Genomic DNA, 14230 nt, shown 5'->3' on the forward strand with positions numbered 1-14230 from the left:
CGTCAGACTGCGACGGCCACCTCGGCGACGCTGCCACGGGCGGCGACGACGGGATTGTCGACGACGTCCGCACGCGGCGCGAGGGTGCGCAGCGTCCAGTCGCCGGGAGCGGCGAAGAACCGGAACTGACCGGTCGCCGAGGTCGGGACCTCGGCGGTGAACTCGCCGTTGCGGTCGAGCAGGCGCACGTAGGCGTTGCCGACGGGCTGGTCGTCACGCAGGACGACGCCCTGGATCACGGCCTGGTTCGCGACGTCGACGCCCTCGAGGCTCGGGCCGCCCTTGATCGCTCCGCACATGTCAGGCCTCCCCGCGCTCATCGCCGAGGGCGACCGGCACGCCGCGCAGCGAGCCGTACTCGCTCCACGAGCCGTCGTAGTTCTTGACGTTCGGGCGGCCGAGGATCTCGCTGAGCACGAACCACGTGTGCGAGCTGCGCTCGCCGATGCGGCAGTAGGCGATCGTGTCCTTGCCCTCGTCGAAGCCGACCTCGGAGTAGAGCGCGACGAGCTCCTCGTCCTTGCGGAACGTGCCGTCGTCGTTCGCGGCCTTGCTCCACGGGACGTTGCCGGCCGTCGGGATGTGACCGGCGATCTGCGCGGCCTCCTGCGGCAGGTGCGCCGGGGCGAGCAGGCGACCGGCGTACTCGTCGGGGCTGCGGACGTCGATGAGGTTCTTGACGCCGATGGCCTCGACGACCTCGTCACGGTAGGCGCGGATGTCCTCGTTCGGCTCCTGCGCGGCGTACGTCGTGGCCTCGCGGGCGGGAACCTCGTCGGTCAGCTCACGGCTGTCCAGCTCCCACTTCTTGCGGCCGCCGTCGAGCAGGCGGACGTCGGCGTGGCCGTAGTAGGTCAGGTACCAGTAGGCGTACGCGGCGAACCAGTTGTTGTTGCCGCCGTAGAAGACGACGGTGTCGTCGTTCGAGACGCCCTTCTCGCTCAGCAGCGCCTCGAGGCGCTCCTTGCCGATGAAGTCGTGGCGGACGCCGTCCTGCAGGTCCTTCTTCCAGTCGACCTTGACGGCACCGGGGATGTGGCCCTTGTCGTACGCCTCGACGTCCTCGTCGACCTCGATGAGGACGACCTTCGGATCGTTGAGGTGCTCTTCGACCCAGTCGGCGGTGACGAGGGAGTTCTCGCGGCTCATGTGGATTCCTTTGCGGTGGTGAAGTGGAGGTGGGTGAGGCTTCTCGGGCCGTCAGGCCAACTGCTTGGCGAGGCGACGGGTGGTCAGGTAGAGCTCGCAGCCCAAGCAGAAGCCCGTGGTGGCGTTGAGCAGGGCGGCGACGAAGGCGAAGCCGACGGCGACGAGGCCGATCGTGGTGGCGCCGGCCAGCAGCGCGACGAGCCCGACGACGGCGAACGTGAAGCCGACGACCTGGGCGAAGCGCGGCGGCCGCGCGTCCTCGGTCTCGGCCGGCGCGCCGATACGCGGACGGACGACGGTGCGGAACAGCCACGACCACGGCGAGCTGGCCAGCGAGACGAACGCCCCGAGGCCGAACACGACGGTCTGGACGGCCAGCACGATCTCACGCACCGGCGAGGGCGTCACGAGGACGATCGCCAGCACGACGGCGGTCACCGCAGCGGCGAAGCGCAGGCCGCGTGGATCGACAGAGGTGTCGTGGGACATGGAGGTGCTCCTGGGCAGGAGAGGTTGGCTGACAGGTCGGAAGAGACGGAGTGGGTCAGCGCAGACGACACAGCGCCGAACGCGTGCGGCAGTTGTCCACCGCGCGGCGTCGGGTCAGGTGTGTCGTGAACATGCGGACAGCCTAGGGGGTGGATCGCCCGGAAGCCCGTCAGAATCTCACGATTTGAAACAACTGTCCATATCGCAAGACGGAGGGCTGATTCAGCCCGGAATGGCGGCCTCGAGCGCGACGAGGACCTGGTCCCGCGTCGGGGCCCCCGAGGCGCGGCTCACGATCCGACCCTCGGCGTCGAGCACGAGGACCGTCGGCGTCCGCAGCACGTCGAGGCGGCGCACGAGCTCGAGCTCGGACTCCGCGTCGATCTCGACCGTGACCACTCCCGGCACGAGGCCGGCGACCTGACCGAGCACCGTCCGCGTCGCGCGGCACGGGGCGCAGAACGAACTGGAGAACTGCACGAGGGTGGCTCGCTCTCCCAACGCGATCCCGAGCTCGTCGGGGCCCAGTCGGTCGTCGTCGTCCTCGACGCTACGGCGCGAGAACCGCCCGTCCTTCCAGCGCAGGAACAGCGCGACACCGAGCGCCGCCGCCAGGGCGACGAGCAGGACGTACAGGCCGGTCATGGTGCTCCTTTCGGGCGTGCGGTGCGTGTGACGAGAGTGTGACGTGCTTCTCACGTTCGCCGCACCTGTGGTCATCGCCCTGTCACATGAAGTATCGTCGACCGTGCAATGAGGCTTCGATGAACGGTCGGTTCATCGGGGCCTCGACGTGCATAGGAGGCCAGTCACCGTGTCCCACCTGCTGCTGCTGACGAAGAGCACCCAGTCTTCCGTCGAAGTGTTGCCCGCCCTCGCCCTGCTGCCCCACAACGTCAAGATCCTGCCCGCGGAGGCCAGCGCGCTCATCGACGCTCCTCCGTGCGATGCGGTCCTGGTCGACGGTCGGCACGACCTGGCCCAGGTGCGCAGCCTCACCCGCGTGATCCGCACGACGGGGATCGAGTGCCCGCTCATCCTCATCCTCACGGAGGGCGGACTCACCGTCGCCGCGGCCGACTGGGGCATGGACGACGTGATCCTCACGACCGCCGGTCCCGCCGAGCTCGAGGCCCGACTGCGGCTCGGCATCGGCCGGGTCGCCGCCGGCGGCGAGAGCCAGAACGACGAGAGCCACGTCATCAGCGCGAGCGGCCTCGTGGTCGACGACGTCACCTACACGGCCAAGCTCGAGGGCCGCTCCCTGGACCTGACGTTCAAGGAGTTCGAGCTGCTCAAGTTCCTCGCCCAGCACCCCGGCCGGGTGTTCACCCGCCAGCAGCTGCTGCAGGAGGTCTGGGGCTACGACTACTTCGGCGGCACCCGCACGGTCGACGTCCACGTCCGGCGCCTGCGCGCCAAGCTCGGCACGGACAACGAGACGCTCATCGGCACGGTCCGCAACGTGGGCTACCGCTTCGTCGCCAAGCGCGATGCCGGCGAGCGCGTCGGCATCGAGCCGGCCGAGCGCTCGCGCATCGGCGGCCGCGCCTGATCCTCGGCTCAGTCGAGGGTGGGGACGAGCTCGGTCAGGTACGCCACCGTGTCGGGCCAGCCCGTCACGGCGTGGCACGGGACGCCGAGCGCGAGCACCGGGTAGTCGTTGCCGTCCGGGTCCAGCCGGTCGCCGATGAACAGCATGTCGGCAAGGTCGATCCCGGTCGCCTCGGCCAGTTGGCGCATCCCGTAGGCCTTGTCGATGCCGCGGTGCGTGATGTCGACCGAGGTCGAGCCGCCGGAGCGGACCTCGAGGTCGGGCAGCTGCGCCGCCACCGCATCGCGCAGCGCCGACTTCCTCGACCCGTCCGGGTCCCACGCCGTCTTGGCCTCGATCGGGGCGCGCTGGCCCAGCGCCGAGAACGTGATCTGGGAGCCGCGGTCCTCGAGGATGTCGCCCCACGTCTGCGACTCCCACAGGCCCAGCCGCCGCGCCTCCTGCTCAACCGCGGCCAGCGCGCGGTCGCGCTCGTCGGCGGTCAGCGCGTGGGCGTAGATCGTCTCGATCCCGGTCGGTGAGATCCGGTAGTACTGCGTGCCGCACGTCGGCAGCAGGTGGATGCGCGACAGCACGTCGGCGGAGGTCGGCGGGAGCTGCTCGACGACCTGCGACCGGAACTGGCCGAGCTGCCCGCCGGAGATGATCGCGACCTCGACCCGCTCGGCGAGCTGGATCAGCAGGTCGCCGATGGGCTCGGGAATCGGGCATTTGGAGGGCGCGAGGGTGTCGTCGAGATCGAATGCGACGAGACGGGGTCCGGGCACGTCGGGGAGTCTACTGTTGAGTACATGCGTCGTCTGCACAACATGACCCAGGCGTACGACTGGGGGTCCACGAGCGACATCCCGCGCTTCCTGGGTCGCTCCGGGTCGGGTGAGCCGGTCGCCGAGCTGTGGCTCGGCACCCATCCGCTGGCCCCCTCGCGCGTCGAGACTCCCGAGGGCCTCCGGCCGCTGTCGGACGTCGTCGGCGACGTGCCGTTCATGCTCAAGCTGCTCGCCGCCGAGCAGCCGCTCTCGATCCAGGTGCACCCGAGCACGGCCGAGGCGCGCGAGGGCTTCGACCGCGAGGAGCGTGCGGGCATCCCCCTGCACTCGCCCGCCCGGGTCTTCAAGGACCCGCACCACAAGCCCGAGATGGTCTACGCGCTCAGCACCTTCGACACGCTCGTCGGGTTCCGGCCCACGGCCGAGATCCTGCGCGTCTTCACGCAGCTCGACTCCCCCGCCGTGAACGCCGCCTCGGCCACGCTGCGCGCCAAGCCCGGCTACAAGGGCATCGTTCGCGTGCTGGAGAACCTGCTGATCGCGCCGCCGCCGGCGAGCGAGATCGCGAACGTCGTGGTCCAGTGCAAGGCGCTCGTGCACGACGGCGTCGACATCAAGCGCGCCTACACGACCGCGGCGATGATCGCCCGGCACCATCCCGGCGACGTCGGCATCATCGTGTCGCTGCTGCTGAACCGGTTCACGCTGCAGCCGGGCGAGGCGATGTTCCTGGGCACCGGCGTGATCCACGCCCACCTGTCCGGCATGTGCATCGAGGCGATGGCGAACTCCGACAACGTCATGCGCGCCGGGCTGACCCGCAAGGCGCTCGACCCCGAAGGACTGATCCGCTCGCTCGAGGCGGGCATGTCGCGGGTCGCGCGGGTCGAGCCGGACTACCCGTCCTTCTCGACCGAGGTCTACAGCCCCGCGGTCGAGGAGTTCGCGCTGGCCGTCACGCAGGTGTCGCCCGCCGATCCCGCGGGCGTGCCGCTCATCGCGGCGGCCCACTCGATCGTGATGTGCATCGGCGGTGCCGTCCAACTGGTCGACGCGGCGGGCGAGTCGATCCCGTTGAGTCGAGGCGACGCGGTGCACACCGATGCCGCCGACGGCGTGGTCACCCTCATGGGCACCGGCGAGGTCGCCCAGATCTACCTGCCCGACCCGAACACGCCCGAGTCCCAGCTGAGCGACCTGCTCGGCCATCGGCCCGTGCGCGCGCTCGACTGAGCCGCCCGACCCGAGGAGTCAGAGCAGGTCGCTGCGGCCCTCCTCGGTGAGCTGCGCGACGATCTCCTTGACGCGCTGCGACTGCGCGAGGTCGAGCACGAGGAGGGCGTCGGGGGTCTGCACCACGGCGACGTTGCGCAGGCCCAGGACCGCGACCTTGAGGTCCTCGTCCGCGCGGACGACCCCGTCGGCGTCGACCCAGAGCACGCCGGGAGTCGAGCCGAGCGGCGCGATCGAGGCGAAGTCGCCCAGGTCGTCCCAGCCGAACGTGGCCGGCACGACGGCCATGCCGCCCTCGGCCGCGACCGGCTCGGCCACGGCGTGGTCGATCGCGATCTTCGTCAGCGTGGGCCACGCACGACCGAGCTCGGCGACGAATCCGGGCGTCCCCCACGCGGCGGCGATCGCGCGCAGGCCGGCGGCCAGCTCGGGCTGGAAGCGCGCGAGGGCGTCCATCAGGACCGAGGCGCGCGCCACGAACATCCCGGCGTTCCAGACGTGGTCGCCCGACGCGAGGTAGTCACGGGCCGTCGCCTCGTCGGGCTTCTCGACGAAGCTGCGCACGGCCTTCGCGGAGGCGAAGTCGGCGAGCGGGTCTCCCGCGGCGATGTACCCGAAGGCCGTGGACGGCTCGGTCGGCGCGACGCCGATCGTGACGACGTAGCCGGCGGCGGCGACCTCGATCGCCTCCCGCACGGCCTCGGCGAACCGGTCGGGGTCGGGGATCCGATGGTCGGCGGCGAACGAGCCCACGACGGCATCGGGATCGTCGCGCTCGACGATCGCCGCGGCGAGGCCGATCGCCGGCATCGAGTCGCGCGGTGAGGGCTCGAGCAGCAGGTTGACCAGCTCGGGCAGCTGGGCGGCGATCGCGCCGCCGTGGGCCGCCCCGGACACCACATGGATGCGCTCGGCCGACGTGAGCGTGAGCATCCGGTCCCACGTCTGCTGGATCAGCGTGCGGCCCGAGCCGTCGAGGTCGAGCAGGAACTTCGGGCGGTCGCGACGCGACAACGGCCACAGGCGGGTCCCCGCACCACCGGCGGGGACGATGGCATGGAACGCGGGCACGACGGTCACTGTAGTGCCGAAGACCTCCGCCATACTGGGGTCCGTGTCCCGCCTGACAGCCCGTGAACTGATCGACCTCGTGCTCGACCCCGGCTCGTGGGAGTCGTGGGACGAACCGATCGACCACTCGTCGGCGCCCGAGCCCTACCGCACGGACCTGCTCGCGGCGTGCGCGCGAGCCGGCACCGACGAGTCCGTCATCACGGGCCGCGCGCTCATGCGTGGACGCCCCGTGGCCGTCCTGGTCAACGAGTTCCGCTTCCTCGCCGGGTCGATCGGCCAGGCGGCCGCCGACCGCATCGTGCGGGCCGTCCGCCGTGCCACCGCCGAGGGCATCCCCGTGCTGGCGACCACCGCGTCGGGCGGCACCCGCATGCAGGAGGGCACCCCGGCGTTCGTGCGGATGATCGACATCTCGCGCGCGCTCATGGACCACAAGGCGGCCGGTCTGCCCTACCTCGTCTACCTGCGGCACCCGACGACCGGCGGCGTCTTCGCGTCGTGGGGCTCGCTCGGGCACGTGACGATCGGCGAGCCCGGAGCGCTCATCGGGTTCCTCGGGCCGAAGGTCTACGAGCTGCTCAACGGCACGCCCTTCCCGCCCGGCATCCAGACCTCGGACAACCTCGCGAACCGCGGCATCATCGACGCCGTCGTGATGCCCGAGGAGCTGCCGTCGATGGTCGACAAGGCCCTCTCGATCCTGATCGACCCGCCGGCCGAGTCGTCCCGTTCGCGGCGCCCCGGAGCGACGGAGCGCCAGCTCGAGACGTGGGAGTCGGTGCTCACGACGCGGACTCCCGATCGGCCGGGCGTGCGCGAGGTCCTGCGCTGGGGCACCGACGCGATCATCCGCCTCCAGGGCACCGAGCGCGGCGAGCGCGACGCCGCGATGATCGTCGCCCTCGCCCGGATCGACGGCGAGCCCTGCATCGTCGTCGGCCAGGACCGGACGACGCAGAGCCGGATCAAGCCGATGGGCCCGGGCGCGCTGCGCGAGGCCCGGCGCGGCATGCGGCTCGCGAACGAACTGGGCCTGCCGCTCGTCTCCTTCATCGACACCCCGGGGGCCGAGCTGTCCCCCGAGGCCGAGCAGGGCGCGATCGCCGGCGAGATCGCCCGCTGCATCAGCACGATGTCGACGATGCGCGTCCCGTCCGTGTCCGTGCTGCTGGGCCAGGGCTGCGGCGGCGGGGCCCTCGCCCTGCTGCCCGCCTCGCGGGTCATCGCGGCCCAGAACTCGTGGCTGTCGCCGCTGCCGCCCGAGGGCGCGAGCGCGATCGTCTTCGGCGACGTCGACCACGCCGCCCAACTGGCTGCCGAGCAGCGGATCAGCGCGTTCGACCTGCACGACTCCGGCGCCGTGCACCACCTCGTGCCCGAGTACGAGGACGACGACGCCGAGGCGTTCTCGCGGGCCGTCGCGGCCGAGGTCGCCCAGCAGCTGCGCGAACTGCAGGGCCGCGGATGACCGCCGAGGGCTCGCGCCACGTGGTGAGGCGGGCGTCGTGAACCTCCTCGACCTGGCCGAGGCCGCCGAGGCCGCCGACGGGGTCGCGCCGTTCAACGAGGCGAGCCTCATCGCGCTGCGCGACGGGACGGCGCTGCGGATCGAGCTCTTCGACGAGGTGGTCGGCGCGGTCGCTCCCGGCGACGCCCCCGTCGAGCTCGCCGTGCACCCGCGGTACCGCCGCCAGGGTCGCGGGCGCCGCCTGCTCGACCGCCTCGTCGCCGAGGGCGAGACCCGCTTCTGGGCCCATGGCGACCTACCGGCCGCGCAGGCCCTGGCGGCGGCCACGGGACTGCGGGCCGTGCGGACCCTGCTCGTCCTGTCGACCACCGACCGGAACGTGCCGCCCACCGCGACGCCCGCGGACGTCACGATCCGCGCCTTCGAGGACACCGACGCCGACGCCGTCGTGGCGGTCAACGCCCGCGCGTTCGCGGCCCATCCCGAGCAGGGCGCGATGGATCGGGCCGACTTCGACCGCCGGCGCGCCGAGGCGTGGTTCGACCCCGCCGGCCTGTTCGTGGCCGAGCGCGCGGGCCGGGTCGTCGGCTTCCACTGGACCAAGCGCGAGGGCACGACCGGTGAGGTCTACGTCGTCGGCGTCGACCCGGACGCCCACGGCGGCGGCCTCGGCACGGCGCTGACCGCCGTCGGCCTGCGCCACCTGTGGGACGCCGGCGTCGACGAGATCGACCTGTACGTCGAGGGCGACAACGCGCCCGCGCTCACCGTCTACGGGAACCTCGGCTTTCGCGAGAAGGCCAAGGACGTCCTGTACGCGCTGCCCTGACCCCCGACGAGCGAGGTTAGACCAGGCCGCGCTGCAGGGCCGCGGCGATCCGGGCGACCGCGGCCGGGGCCGCCGAGCCGTAGCCGACCATGTTCGCGAAGCCGTGGATGAGGCCCTCCTCGCGGACCGCCTCGACGGGGACCCCCGCGGCGCGCATCGCCTCGGCGTAGGCCTCGCCCTCGTCGCGCAGGGGATCGAAGCCGGCCGTGACGACGATCGCGGGCGGCAGATCGTGCAGGTCGCCGTGCAGCGGCGAGATCCGCGGATCGGACGTGTCCTCACCGCCCACGAGGTAGGCCTCGGTGAACTGGTCCATCAGGTCCTGCGTGAGGAAGAAGCCGTGGCCGAACTCCTTGCGGCTGGCCGAGACCTCCGTGAAGTCGGTGACGGGATAGATCAGCACCTGGAAGCGCGGGCCGGCTCCGCCGCTGCGCACCATCTCCTGTGCGACGACCGTCGCCAGGTTGCCGCCGGCGCTGTCACCGCCGATCGCGATCCGCTCGGGATCGATCGCCAGGGCCGCCGCGTGCTCCACGACCCACTCCCACGCCGCGACGCAGTCGTCGAGCGGCGCCGGGAACGGATGCTCGGGCGCGAGCCGGTAGTCGACCGCGATGACCCGGACCTGCGCCCGCTCGGCCAGGACCCGGCACAGCGAGTCGTGGCTGTCGAGGTCGCCGAGCGTGAAGCCGCCGCCGTGCAGGTACACGAGCGCCGGCGACCGGCCGGTCATGCCCTGGGGCGTGTAGAACCGCAGGCGGACCGGACCGTTCGGGCCGGGCACCTCGCGGTCGGTCACGGCGCCGATCGGCGGGTGGCCCCCGACGAGGCCGTCGGCCTCGCTCAGCTGACGCCGCTGGCGGCTGATCGGCGTGTTCACCGGATCGGGATTCTCGAGCTTGATCAGCATGAGCATGGCCTGCATGTCGGGGTGCAGGGTCAGCCCCTGACGCCGGACGGGCGGGCCGAACAGGAGCCGCTTGACCGGCGCGGGGGTCGATCCGAGGGCGGCGACGGCGGCGCGGCGCGCCCGCGCGGAGACGCTCATGGGGCTGAAGTTATCAGTGTTACCGAGCGAACGGGGAAGTCGTCCTGCATCATGGAGGCAAACGTACGCCCGTCTCCAGGCCGAGGGGGACCTCAATGATGGACAGCGCCCACGCGAGGGACTTCGACGAGCCCGACCACGGCCCCGACCTCTCGGCGCCGATCGGGGAGGTCCCGGTCGCGGCACCGGGCTTCCGGCACGCGATGACGATGCTCGTACTGCTGTCGATCCCGCTCTGGGCCCTGCTCATCGGCGGCGGCATCCTGCTGGCCCGCTGGATCGGCTAGTTCACCCGCGCTTCATCTGACCGTGGCATCGTTGGGCCATGGAGACCACCGACCTGACGGTCCCCGAGCCTCTCGCGTCCTCTCCCGACGAGTTCGACGTCGATCCGCCGTACGACGCGTCCGAGGGCTCGTTGCCCGAGGACCGCTTCCTCGACCGCGAGCTGTCGTGGATCGCGTTCAACGCGCGCGTGCTGGAGCTGGCCGCCGACGAGAGCCTGCCCCTGCTGGAGCGAACGCGCTTCATGGCGATCTTCGGCAGCAACCTCGACGAGTTCTTCATGGTCCGCATCGCCGGCCTCAAGCGGCGCATCGCCGCCGGCGTGGCGCTGCCGTCGGCCAGCGGGCTCAAGCCGCGCGACGTCCTGAACTCGAGCCTGCGGGCCAGCCATGAGCTGATGCAGCAGCAGTCGAGGCTCCTGCGCCATGACCTGATCCCCGCGCTGGCAGCCGAGCAGATCGCGCTCGTGCGCTGGTCCGAGCTGAGCCTGCCCGAGCGCGAGAAAATCGCCGAGTTCTACCACCAGCGGATCTTCCCGGTGCTGACGCCGCTGGCGGTCGACCCCGCGCACCCGTTCCCCTACATCTCGGGACTGTCGCTCAACATCGCCCTCGTGATGCGCAACCCGCGCACCGGCAAGGAGCACTTCGCCCGGGTCAAGGTGCCGCCGGTCATCCAGCGCTGGATCCAGACCTCCGAGGGCCGCTACGTCTCCCTCGAGGACGTCATCGCGGCGAACCTCGACAGCCTCTTCCCGGGGATGGAGATCGTCGACCACCACACGTTCCGGGTCACCCGCAACGAGGACCTCGAGGTCGAGGAGGACGACGCCGAGAACCTGCTCAAGGCCCTCGAGAAGGAGCTGCTGCGGCGCCGGTTCGGCCCGCCCGTGCGGCTCGAGGTCGACGAGACGATGTCCGAGGACGTGCTCGAGCTGCTCGTCGGCGAGCTGGGCATCTCCGACGAGGAGGTGTTCCGGCTGTCCGGGCCGCTCGACCTGCGCAGCCTCAACGAGATCGCCGACATCGACCGGCCGGAGCTGAAGTTCGCGCCGTTCGTGCCAGGCACCCACGAACACCTCGCCGAGGTCGAGACGGCCAGCCCCGCGGACCTGTTCAGCGCGCTGCGCAAGCGCGACGTGCTCGTGCACCACCCGTACGACTCCTTCGCGACGAGCGTGCAGCGCTTCGTCGAGCAGGCCGCCGCGGACCCGCAGGTCCTCGCGATCAAGCAGACGCTCTACCGGACGTCGGGCGACTCGCCGATCATCGACTCCCTCGTCGACGCCGCCCGCTCGGGCAAGCAGGTCCTCGTGCTCGTCGAGATCAAGGCACGGTTCGACGAGCAGGCGAACATCCGCTGGGCTCGCAAGCTCGAGCGCGCGGGCTGCCACGTCGTGTACGGGCTGGTCGGACTCAAGACGCACTGCAAGCTGGCGCTCGTCATCCGCGACGAGCCCGACGGACTGCGCCGGTACGCCCACATCGGCACGGGCAACTACAACCCGAAGACGGCACGGCACTACGAGGACCTCGGCCTGCTGACCTCCAACCCCGAGATCACACACGACCTGACCGAGCTGTTCAACAGCCTGTCGGGCTTCGCGATGACGAGCGACTACGACTCGCTGCTCGTCGCCCCGCGCGAGCTGCGGTCGGGCCTGGTCGGACGCATCGACCGCGAGATCGCGCACCACCGGGCCGGCCGCCCGGCGCGGATCGCCATGAAGGTCAACTCACTCGTCGACGAGGCGATCATCGACAAGCTCTACGAGGCCTCCCGCGCCGGCGTGGAGGTCGACCTGGTCATCCGTGGGATCTGCGCGCTGCGGCCCGGCGTTCCGGGCATGTCCGAGCGGATCCGCGTGCGCAGCGTGCTGGGTCGCTTCCTCGAGCACAGCCGCGTCTTCACGTTCGCCGCAGGAGGCGACCGCGAGGTGTGGATCGGCTCCTCCGACCTCATGCACCGCAACCTCGACCGCCGAGTCGAAGTGCTCGTGCGCGTCCCGTCGCCGGCGCACGTCGACCAGATCACCGACCTCATGGAGACGATGGCGTCCGACGAGACGGCCTCGTGGCACCTCGGCCCCGACGGCGCGTGGACCCGGCACGAGGGCGCCAACATCCAGGAAGTGCTCATCGAGCGGGCCCGGTCTCGCCGGTCCCGGGCCTGAGAGCGCAGACTGATCACCATGGCGAGCAAGGTCATCCCCGCGGCCGGCGGCATCGTGTGGCGCAAGGCTGGTCCCACCGGAGGCGTCGAGGTCCTCCTCGTGCACCGTCCCGGGTACGACGACTGGACGTTTCCCAAGGGCAAGGCCGACCCCGGTGAGCCGCTGCCCATCACCGCCGTGCGCGAGGTCCTCGAGGAGACGGGCTACCGCGTCCGCCTCGTCCACCCGCTGCCCGAGGTGAACTACCGCGTGCGTGGTGGGGTCAAGCAGGTCGCGTACTGGGTCTGCCGCCCGCTCGACGACGAGAGCTCGTTCCGGCCCAACCGCGAGGTCGATCGGATCAAGTGGTTCGCGCCGCGCGACGCGCGCAAGAAGCTGACCTACGAGCACGACCGCGATCTGCTCGAGACGTTCGAGGACCTCGCGGCGGCGAAGCGGCACCGCTCGCGCACGCTCGTGCTGCTGCGCCACGCGAAGGCCGTCTCGCGCGACGACTTCAAGGGCGGCGACCGCGACCGCCCGCTCGCCGCCGCCGGGCAGGACCGCGCGAAGGAGCTCGTGCCGCTGCTGGCCGCTTACGGCGTCCGCCGGGTCGTCAGCAGTCCGGCGAACCGCACGACCCAGACCGTCGACCCGTTCATCGCCGCGACCGGCGAGGTGCTGGAGGTCGACGACCGGCTCGCCGAGGGCACGCCCGCCGGCCAGGTCGGTCGGGCCGTCGACGCGCTGCTGGCGACGAAGCGGCCGACGGTGGCGTGCTCGCACCGGCCGACGTTCCCCGACATCTACGCGGCGCTGGACATCAGCGGCCCCGTGCTGGCCCCGGGACACGCCCTCGTCGTCCACCACCGCAAGGGCAAGATCTTGGCCTCCGAGCTGATCTGACGGCCTTCCCGGCCTGCGATCCCGGTCACGTTTACTCCTGCGATCCCGCGCTCCGGCGTCCATCGTTCCGTCACGGTTCACCTTCCGTTCACCGACCTCGCCGGTGCGATACACCTCCCGCTCCTACGTTGGCGACGACCGGGGCGTTCGCCCCGCGTCATGGACACCAGAGAGGGAACGACCGTGAATCGCAAGTCCATGCGCACGCTGGCCGCCACGGGTGCGACCGCCGCGCTGCTCTTCGGCCTCGCCGCCTGCGGCGCCGCCAACGAGGACAGCCCCGCGAGCAGCAGCGACAGCTCGCTCAGCGGCACGTTGAACGGTGCCGGCGCCAGCTCGCAGGAGGCGGCCGTCGCCGCGTGGAAGCAGGGCTTCCAGACTGCGAACGCCGACGTGACCGTCAACTACGACCCCGCCGGTTCAGGCGCCGGTCGCGAGCAGTTCATCGCCGGCGGCGTCGACTTCGCCGGCTCGGACGCCTACCTCGACGACGAGGAGCTCACGAAGGCGAAGGACCGCTGCGGCGGCGACATCGTCTCGGTGCCGGTCTACGTCTCGCCCATCGCCGTGATCTACAACCTCGAGGGGGTCAAGGACCTCCAGCTCGACGCCGCGACGATCGGGGCGATCTTCGAGGGCAAGATCACGAAGTGGGACGACGCCAAGATCGCCGACCTCAACCCGGACGCCGACCTTCCGGACACGGCCATCACGCCCGTGCACCGCGGTGACGACTCGGGCACGACCAAGAACTTCACCGACTACCTGACCGCCGCGTCGGGCGGCTCGTGGAGCGGCGGCGTCGTCGAGACCTGGCCGCTCAAGAGCGGTGAGGCCGCGACCGGCACGTCGGGCGTCGTCTCGGCGGTCAAGGGCGGCAAGGGCACGATCGGCTACGCCGACGCGAGCCAGGCCGGCGACCTCGGCAAGGCCGTGGTCAAGGTCGGCGAGGAGTTCGTCGCGCCGACCGAGGAGGCCGCCGCCAAGGTCCTCGACACCGCCGAGCAGGTCTCCGGCCGCGCCGAGACCGACCTCGCGCTGACGATCGACCGCACCACGACCGAGTCGGGCGTCTACCCCGTCGTCCTGGTCTCGTACCAGGTCGCCTGCCAGAAGTACGACGACGCGGCCAAGGCCGAGCTCGTCAAGGGCTGGCTGACCTACGTGGCCAGCTCCGAGGGCCAGGCCGCCTCGGAGTCGGCCGCCGGCTCGGCCCCGCTGTCGGCGGACTTCGCCACGAAGGTCCAGGCCGCGATCGACACGATCGGCTGA

Annotated in this window: 15 protein-coding genes; 8 read left to right on the top strand and 7 right to left on the bottom strand. The window is 71.3% G+C overall.

Annotated elements, in window-relative coordinates:
* Nucleotides 1-2: 2 nt before the first annotated feature.
* The 4 genes from ACT26F_RS11870 to ACT26F_RS11885 all read right to left on the bottom strand — a co-directional run bounded on the left by ACT26F_RS11870 (nucleotide 3) and on the right by ACT26F_RS11885 (nucleotide 2283).
* Nucleotides 3-299 (bottom strand): DUF1416 domain-containing protein, encoded by a 297-nt coding sequence (locus tag ACT26F_RS11870; RefSeq protein WP_471670750.1) that lies wholly within the window; start codon nucleotides 297-299, stop codon nucleotides 3-5.
* A gap of 1 nt (nucleotide 300) precedes the next feature.
* Nucleotides 301-1149 (bottom strand): sulfurtransferase, encoded by an 849-nt coding sequence (locus tag ACT26F_RS11875; protein WP_471670751.1) that lies wholly within the window; start codon nucleotides 1147-1149, stop codon nucleotides 301-303.
* Between the two features lie 51 nt (nucleotides 1150-1200).
* Entirely contained in the window at nucleotides 1201-1638 is a 438-nt protein-coding gene (locus tag ACT26F_RS11880) for a DUF4395 domain-containing protein (RefSeq protein ID WP_471670752.1), read from the bottom strand.
* A gap of 222 nt (nucleotides 1639-1860) precedes the next feature.
* On the bottom strand, nucleotides 1861-2283 hold the full coding sequence (locus ACT26F_RS11885) for a TlpA family protein disulfide reductase (protein WP_471670753.1): 423 nt from the start codon (nucleotides 2281-2283) through the stop codon (nucleotides 1861-1863).
* Between the two features lie 169 nt (nucleotides 2284-2452).
* Here ACT26F_RS11885 and ACT26F_RS11890 point away from each other — a divergent pair, with 169 nt between their 5' ends.
* Nucleotides 2453-3193 carry a winged helix-turn-helix transcriptional regulator gene (locus tag ACT26F_RS11890; protein WP_471670754.1) on the top strand — a complete coding sequence of 247 codons (741 nt, stop codon included), beginning with the start codon at nucleotides 2453-2455 and terminating at the stop codon, nucleotides 3191-3193.
* A gap of 8 nt (nucleotides 3194-3201) precedes the next feature.
* Here the strand turns inward: ACT26F_RS11890 and ACT26F_RS11895 are convergent, their stop codons facing one another.
* Nucleotides 3202-3960, bottom strand: coding sequence for an HAD-IIB family hydrolase (locus ACT26F_RS11895; protein WP_471670755.1), 759 nt, complete (start codon nucleotides 3958-3960; stop codon nucleotides 3202-3204).
* Nucleotides 3961-3984: 24 nt separating this feature from the next.
* Here ACT26F_RS11895 and manA point away from each other — a divergent pair, with 24 nt between their 5' ends.
* Nucleotides 3985-5196 carry a mannose-6-phosphate isomerase, class I gene (gene manA, locus ACT26F_RS11900; protein ID WP_471670756.1) on the top strand — a complete coding sequence of 404 codons (1212 nt, stop codon included), beginning with the start codon at nucleotides 3985-3987 and terminating at the stop codon, nucleotides 5194-5196.
* An 18-nt stretch (nucleotides 5197-5214) separates the two neighbouring features.
* Here manA and ACT26F_RS11905 read toward each other — a convergent pair whose 3' ends face one another.
* Nucleotides 5215-6267, bottom strand: coding sequence for a mannose-1-phosphate guanylyltransferase (locus ACT26F_RS11905; protein WP_471670757.1), 1053 nt, complete (start codon nucleotides 6265-6267; stop codon nucleotides 5215-5217).
* Nucleotides 6268-6310: 43 nt separating this feature from the next.
* Between ACT26F_RS11905 and ACT26F_RS11910 the strand changes: the two genes are divergently transcribed.
* The gene (locus ACT26F_RS11910) at nucleotides 6311-7738 is read left to right on the top strand and encodes a carboxyl transferase domain-containing protein (RefSeq protein WP_471670758.1); all 1428 of its coding nucleotides are present in this window, start codon (nucleotides 6311-6313) and stop codon (nucleotides 7736-7738) included.
* A 37-nt stretch (nucleotides 7739-7775) separates the two neighbouring features.
* On the top strand, nucleotides 7776-8567 hold the full coding sequence (gene mshD / locus ACT26F_RS11915; protein WP_471670759.1) for a mycothiol synthase: 792 nt from the start codon (nucleotides 7776-7778) through the stop codon (nucleotides 8565-8567).
* 16 nt (nucleotides 8568-8583) lie between these two features.
* Here mshD and ACT26F_RS11920 read toward each other — a convergent pair whose 3' ends face one another.
* Nucleotides 8584-9615: an alpha/beta hydrolase gene (locus tag ACT26F_RS11920; protein WP_471670760.1), complete on the bottom strand. Its 1032-nt coding sequence runs from the start codon at nucleotides 9613-9615 to the stop codon at nucleotides 8584-8586.
* A 95-nt stretch (nucleotides 9616-9710) separates the two neighbouring features.
* On the opposite strand from ACT26F_RS11920, the gene ACT26F_RS11925 reads away from it, so the two are divergent.
* The 4 genes from ACT26F_RS11925 to pstS all read left to right on the top strand — a co-directional run bounded on the left by ACT26F_RS11925 (nucleotide 9711) and on the right by pstS (nucleotide 14230).
* On the top strand, nucleotides 9711-9902 hold the full coding sequence (locus ACT26F_RS11925) for a hypothetical protein (protein WP_471670761.1): 192 nt from the start codon (nucleotides 9711-9713) through the stop codon (nucleotides 9900-9902).
* A 38-nt stretch (nucleotides 9903-9940) separates the two neighbouring features.
* Nucleotides 9941-12073, top strand: a complete 2133-nt coding sequence (locus ACT26F_RS11930) for an RNA degradosome polyphosphate kinase (RefSeq protein ID WP_471670762.1) — start codon at nucleotides 9941-9943, stop codon at nucleotides 12071-12073.
* Nucleotides 12074-12091: 18 nt separating this feature from the next.
* The gene (locus tag ACT26F_RS11935; RefSeq protein ID WP_471670763.1) at nucleotides 12092-12958 is read left to right on the top strand and encodes an NUDIX hydrolase; all 867 of its coding nucleotides are present in this window, start codon (nucleotides 12092-12094) and stop codon (nucleotides 12956-12958) included.
* Nucleotides 12959-13141: 183 nt separating this feature from the next.
* The gene (gene pstS / locus ACT26F_RS11940; RefSeq protein WP_471670764.1) at nucleotides 13142-14230 is read left to right on the top strand and encodes a phosphate ABC transporter substrate-binding protein PstS; all 1089 of its coding nucleotides are present in this window, start codon (nucleotides 13142-13144) and stop codon (nucleotides 14228-14230) included.

Source organism: Aeromicrobium sp. SP1 (assembly GCF_055663785.1).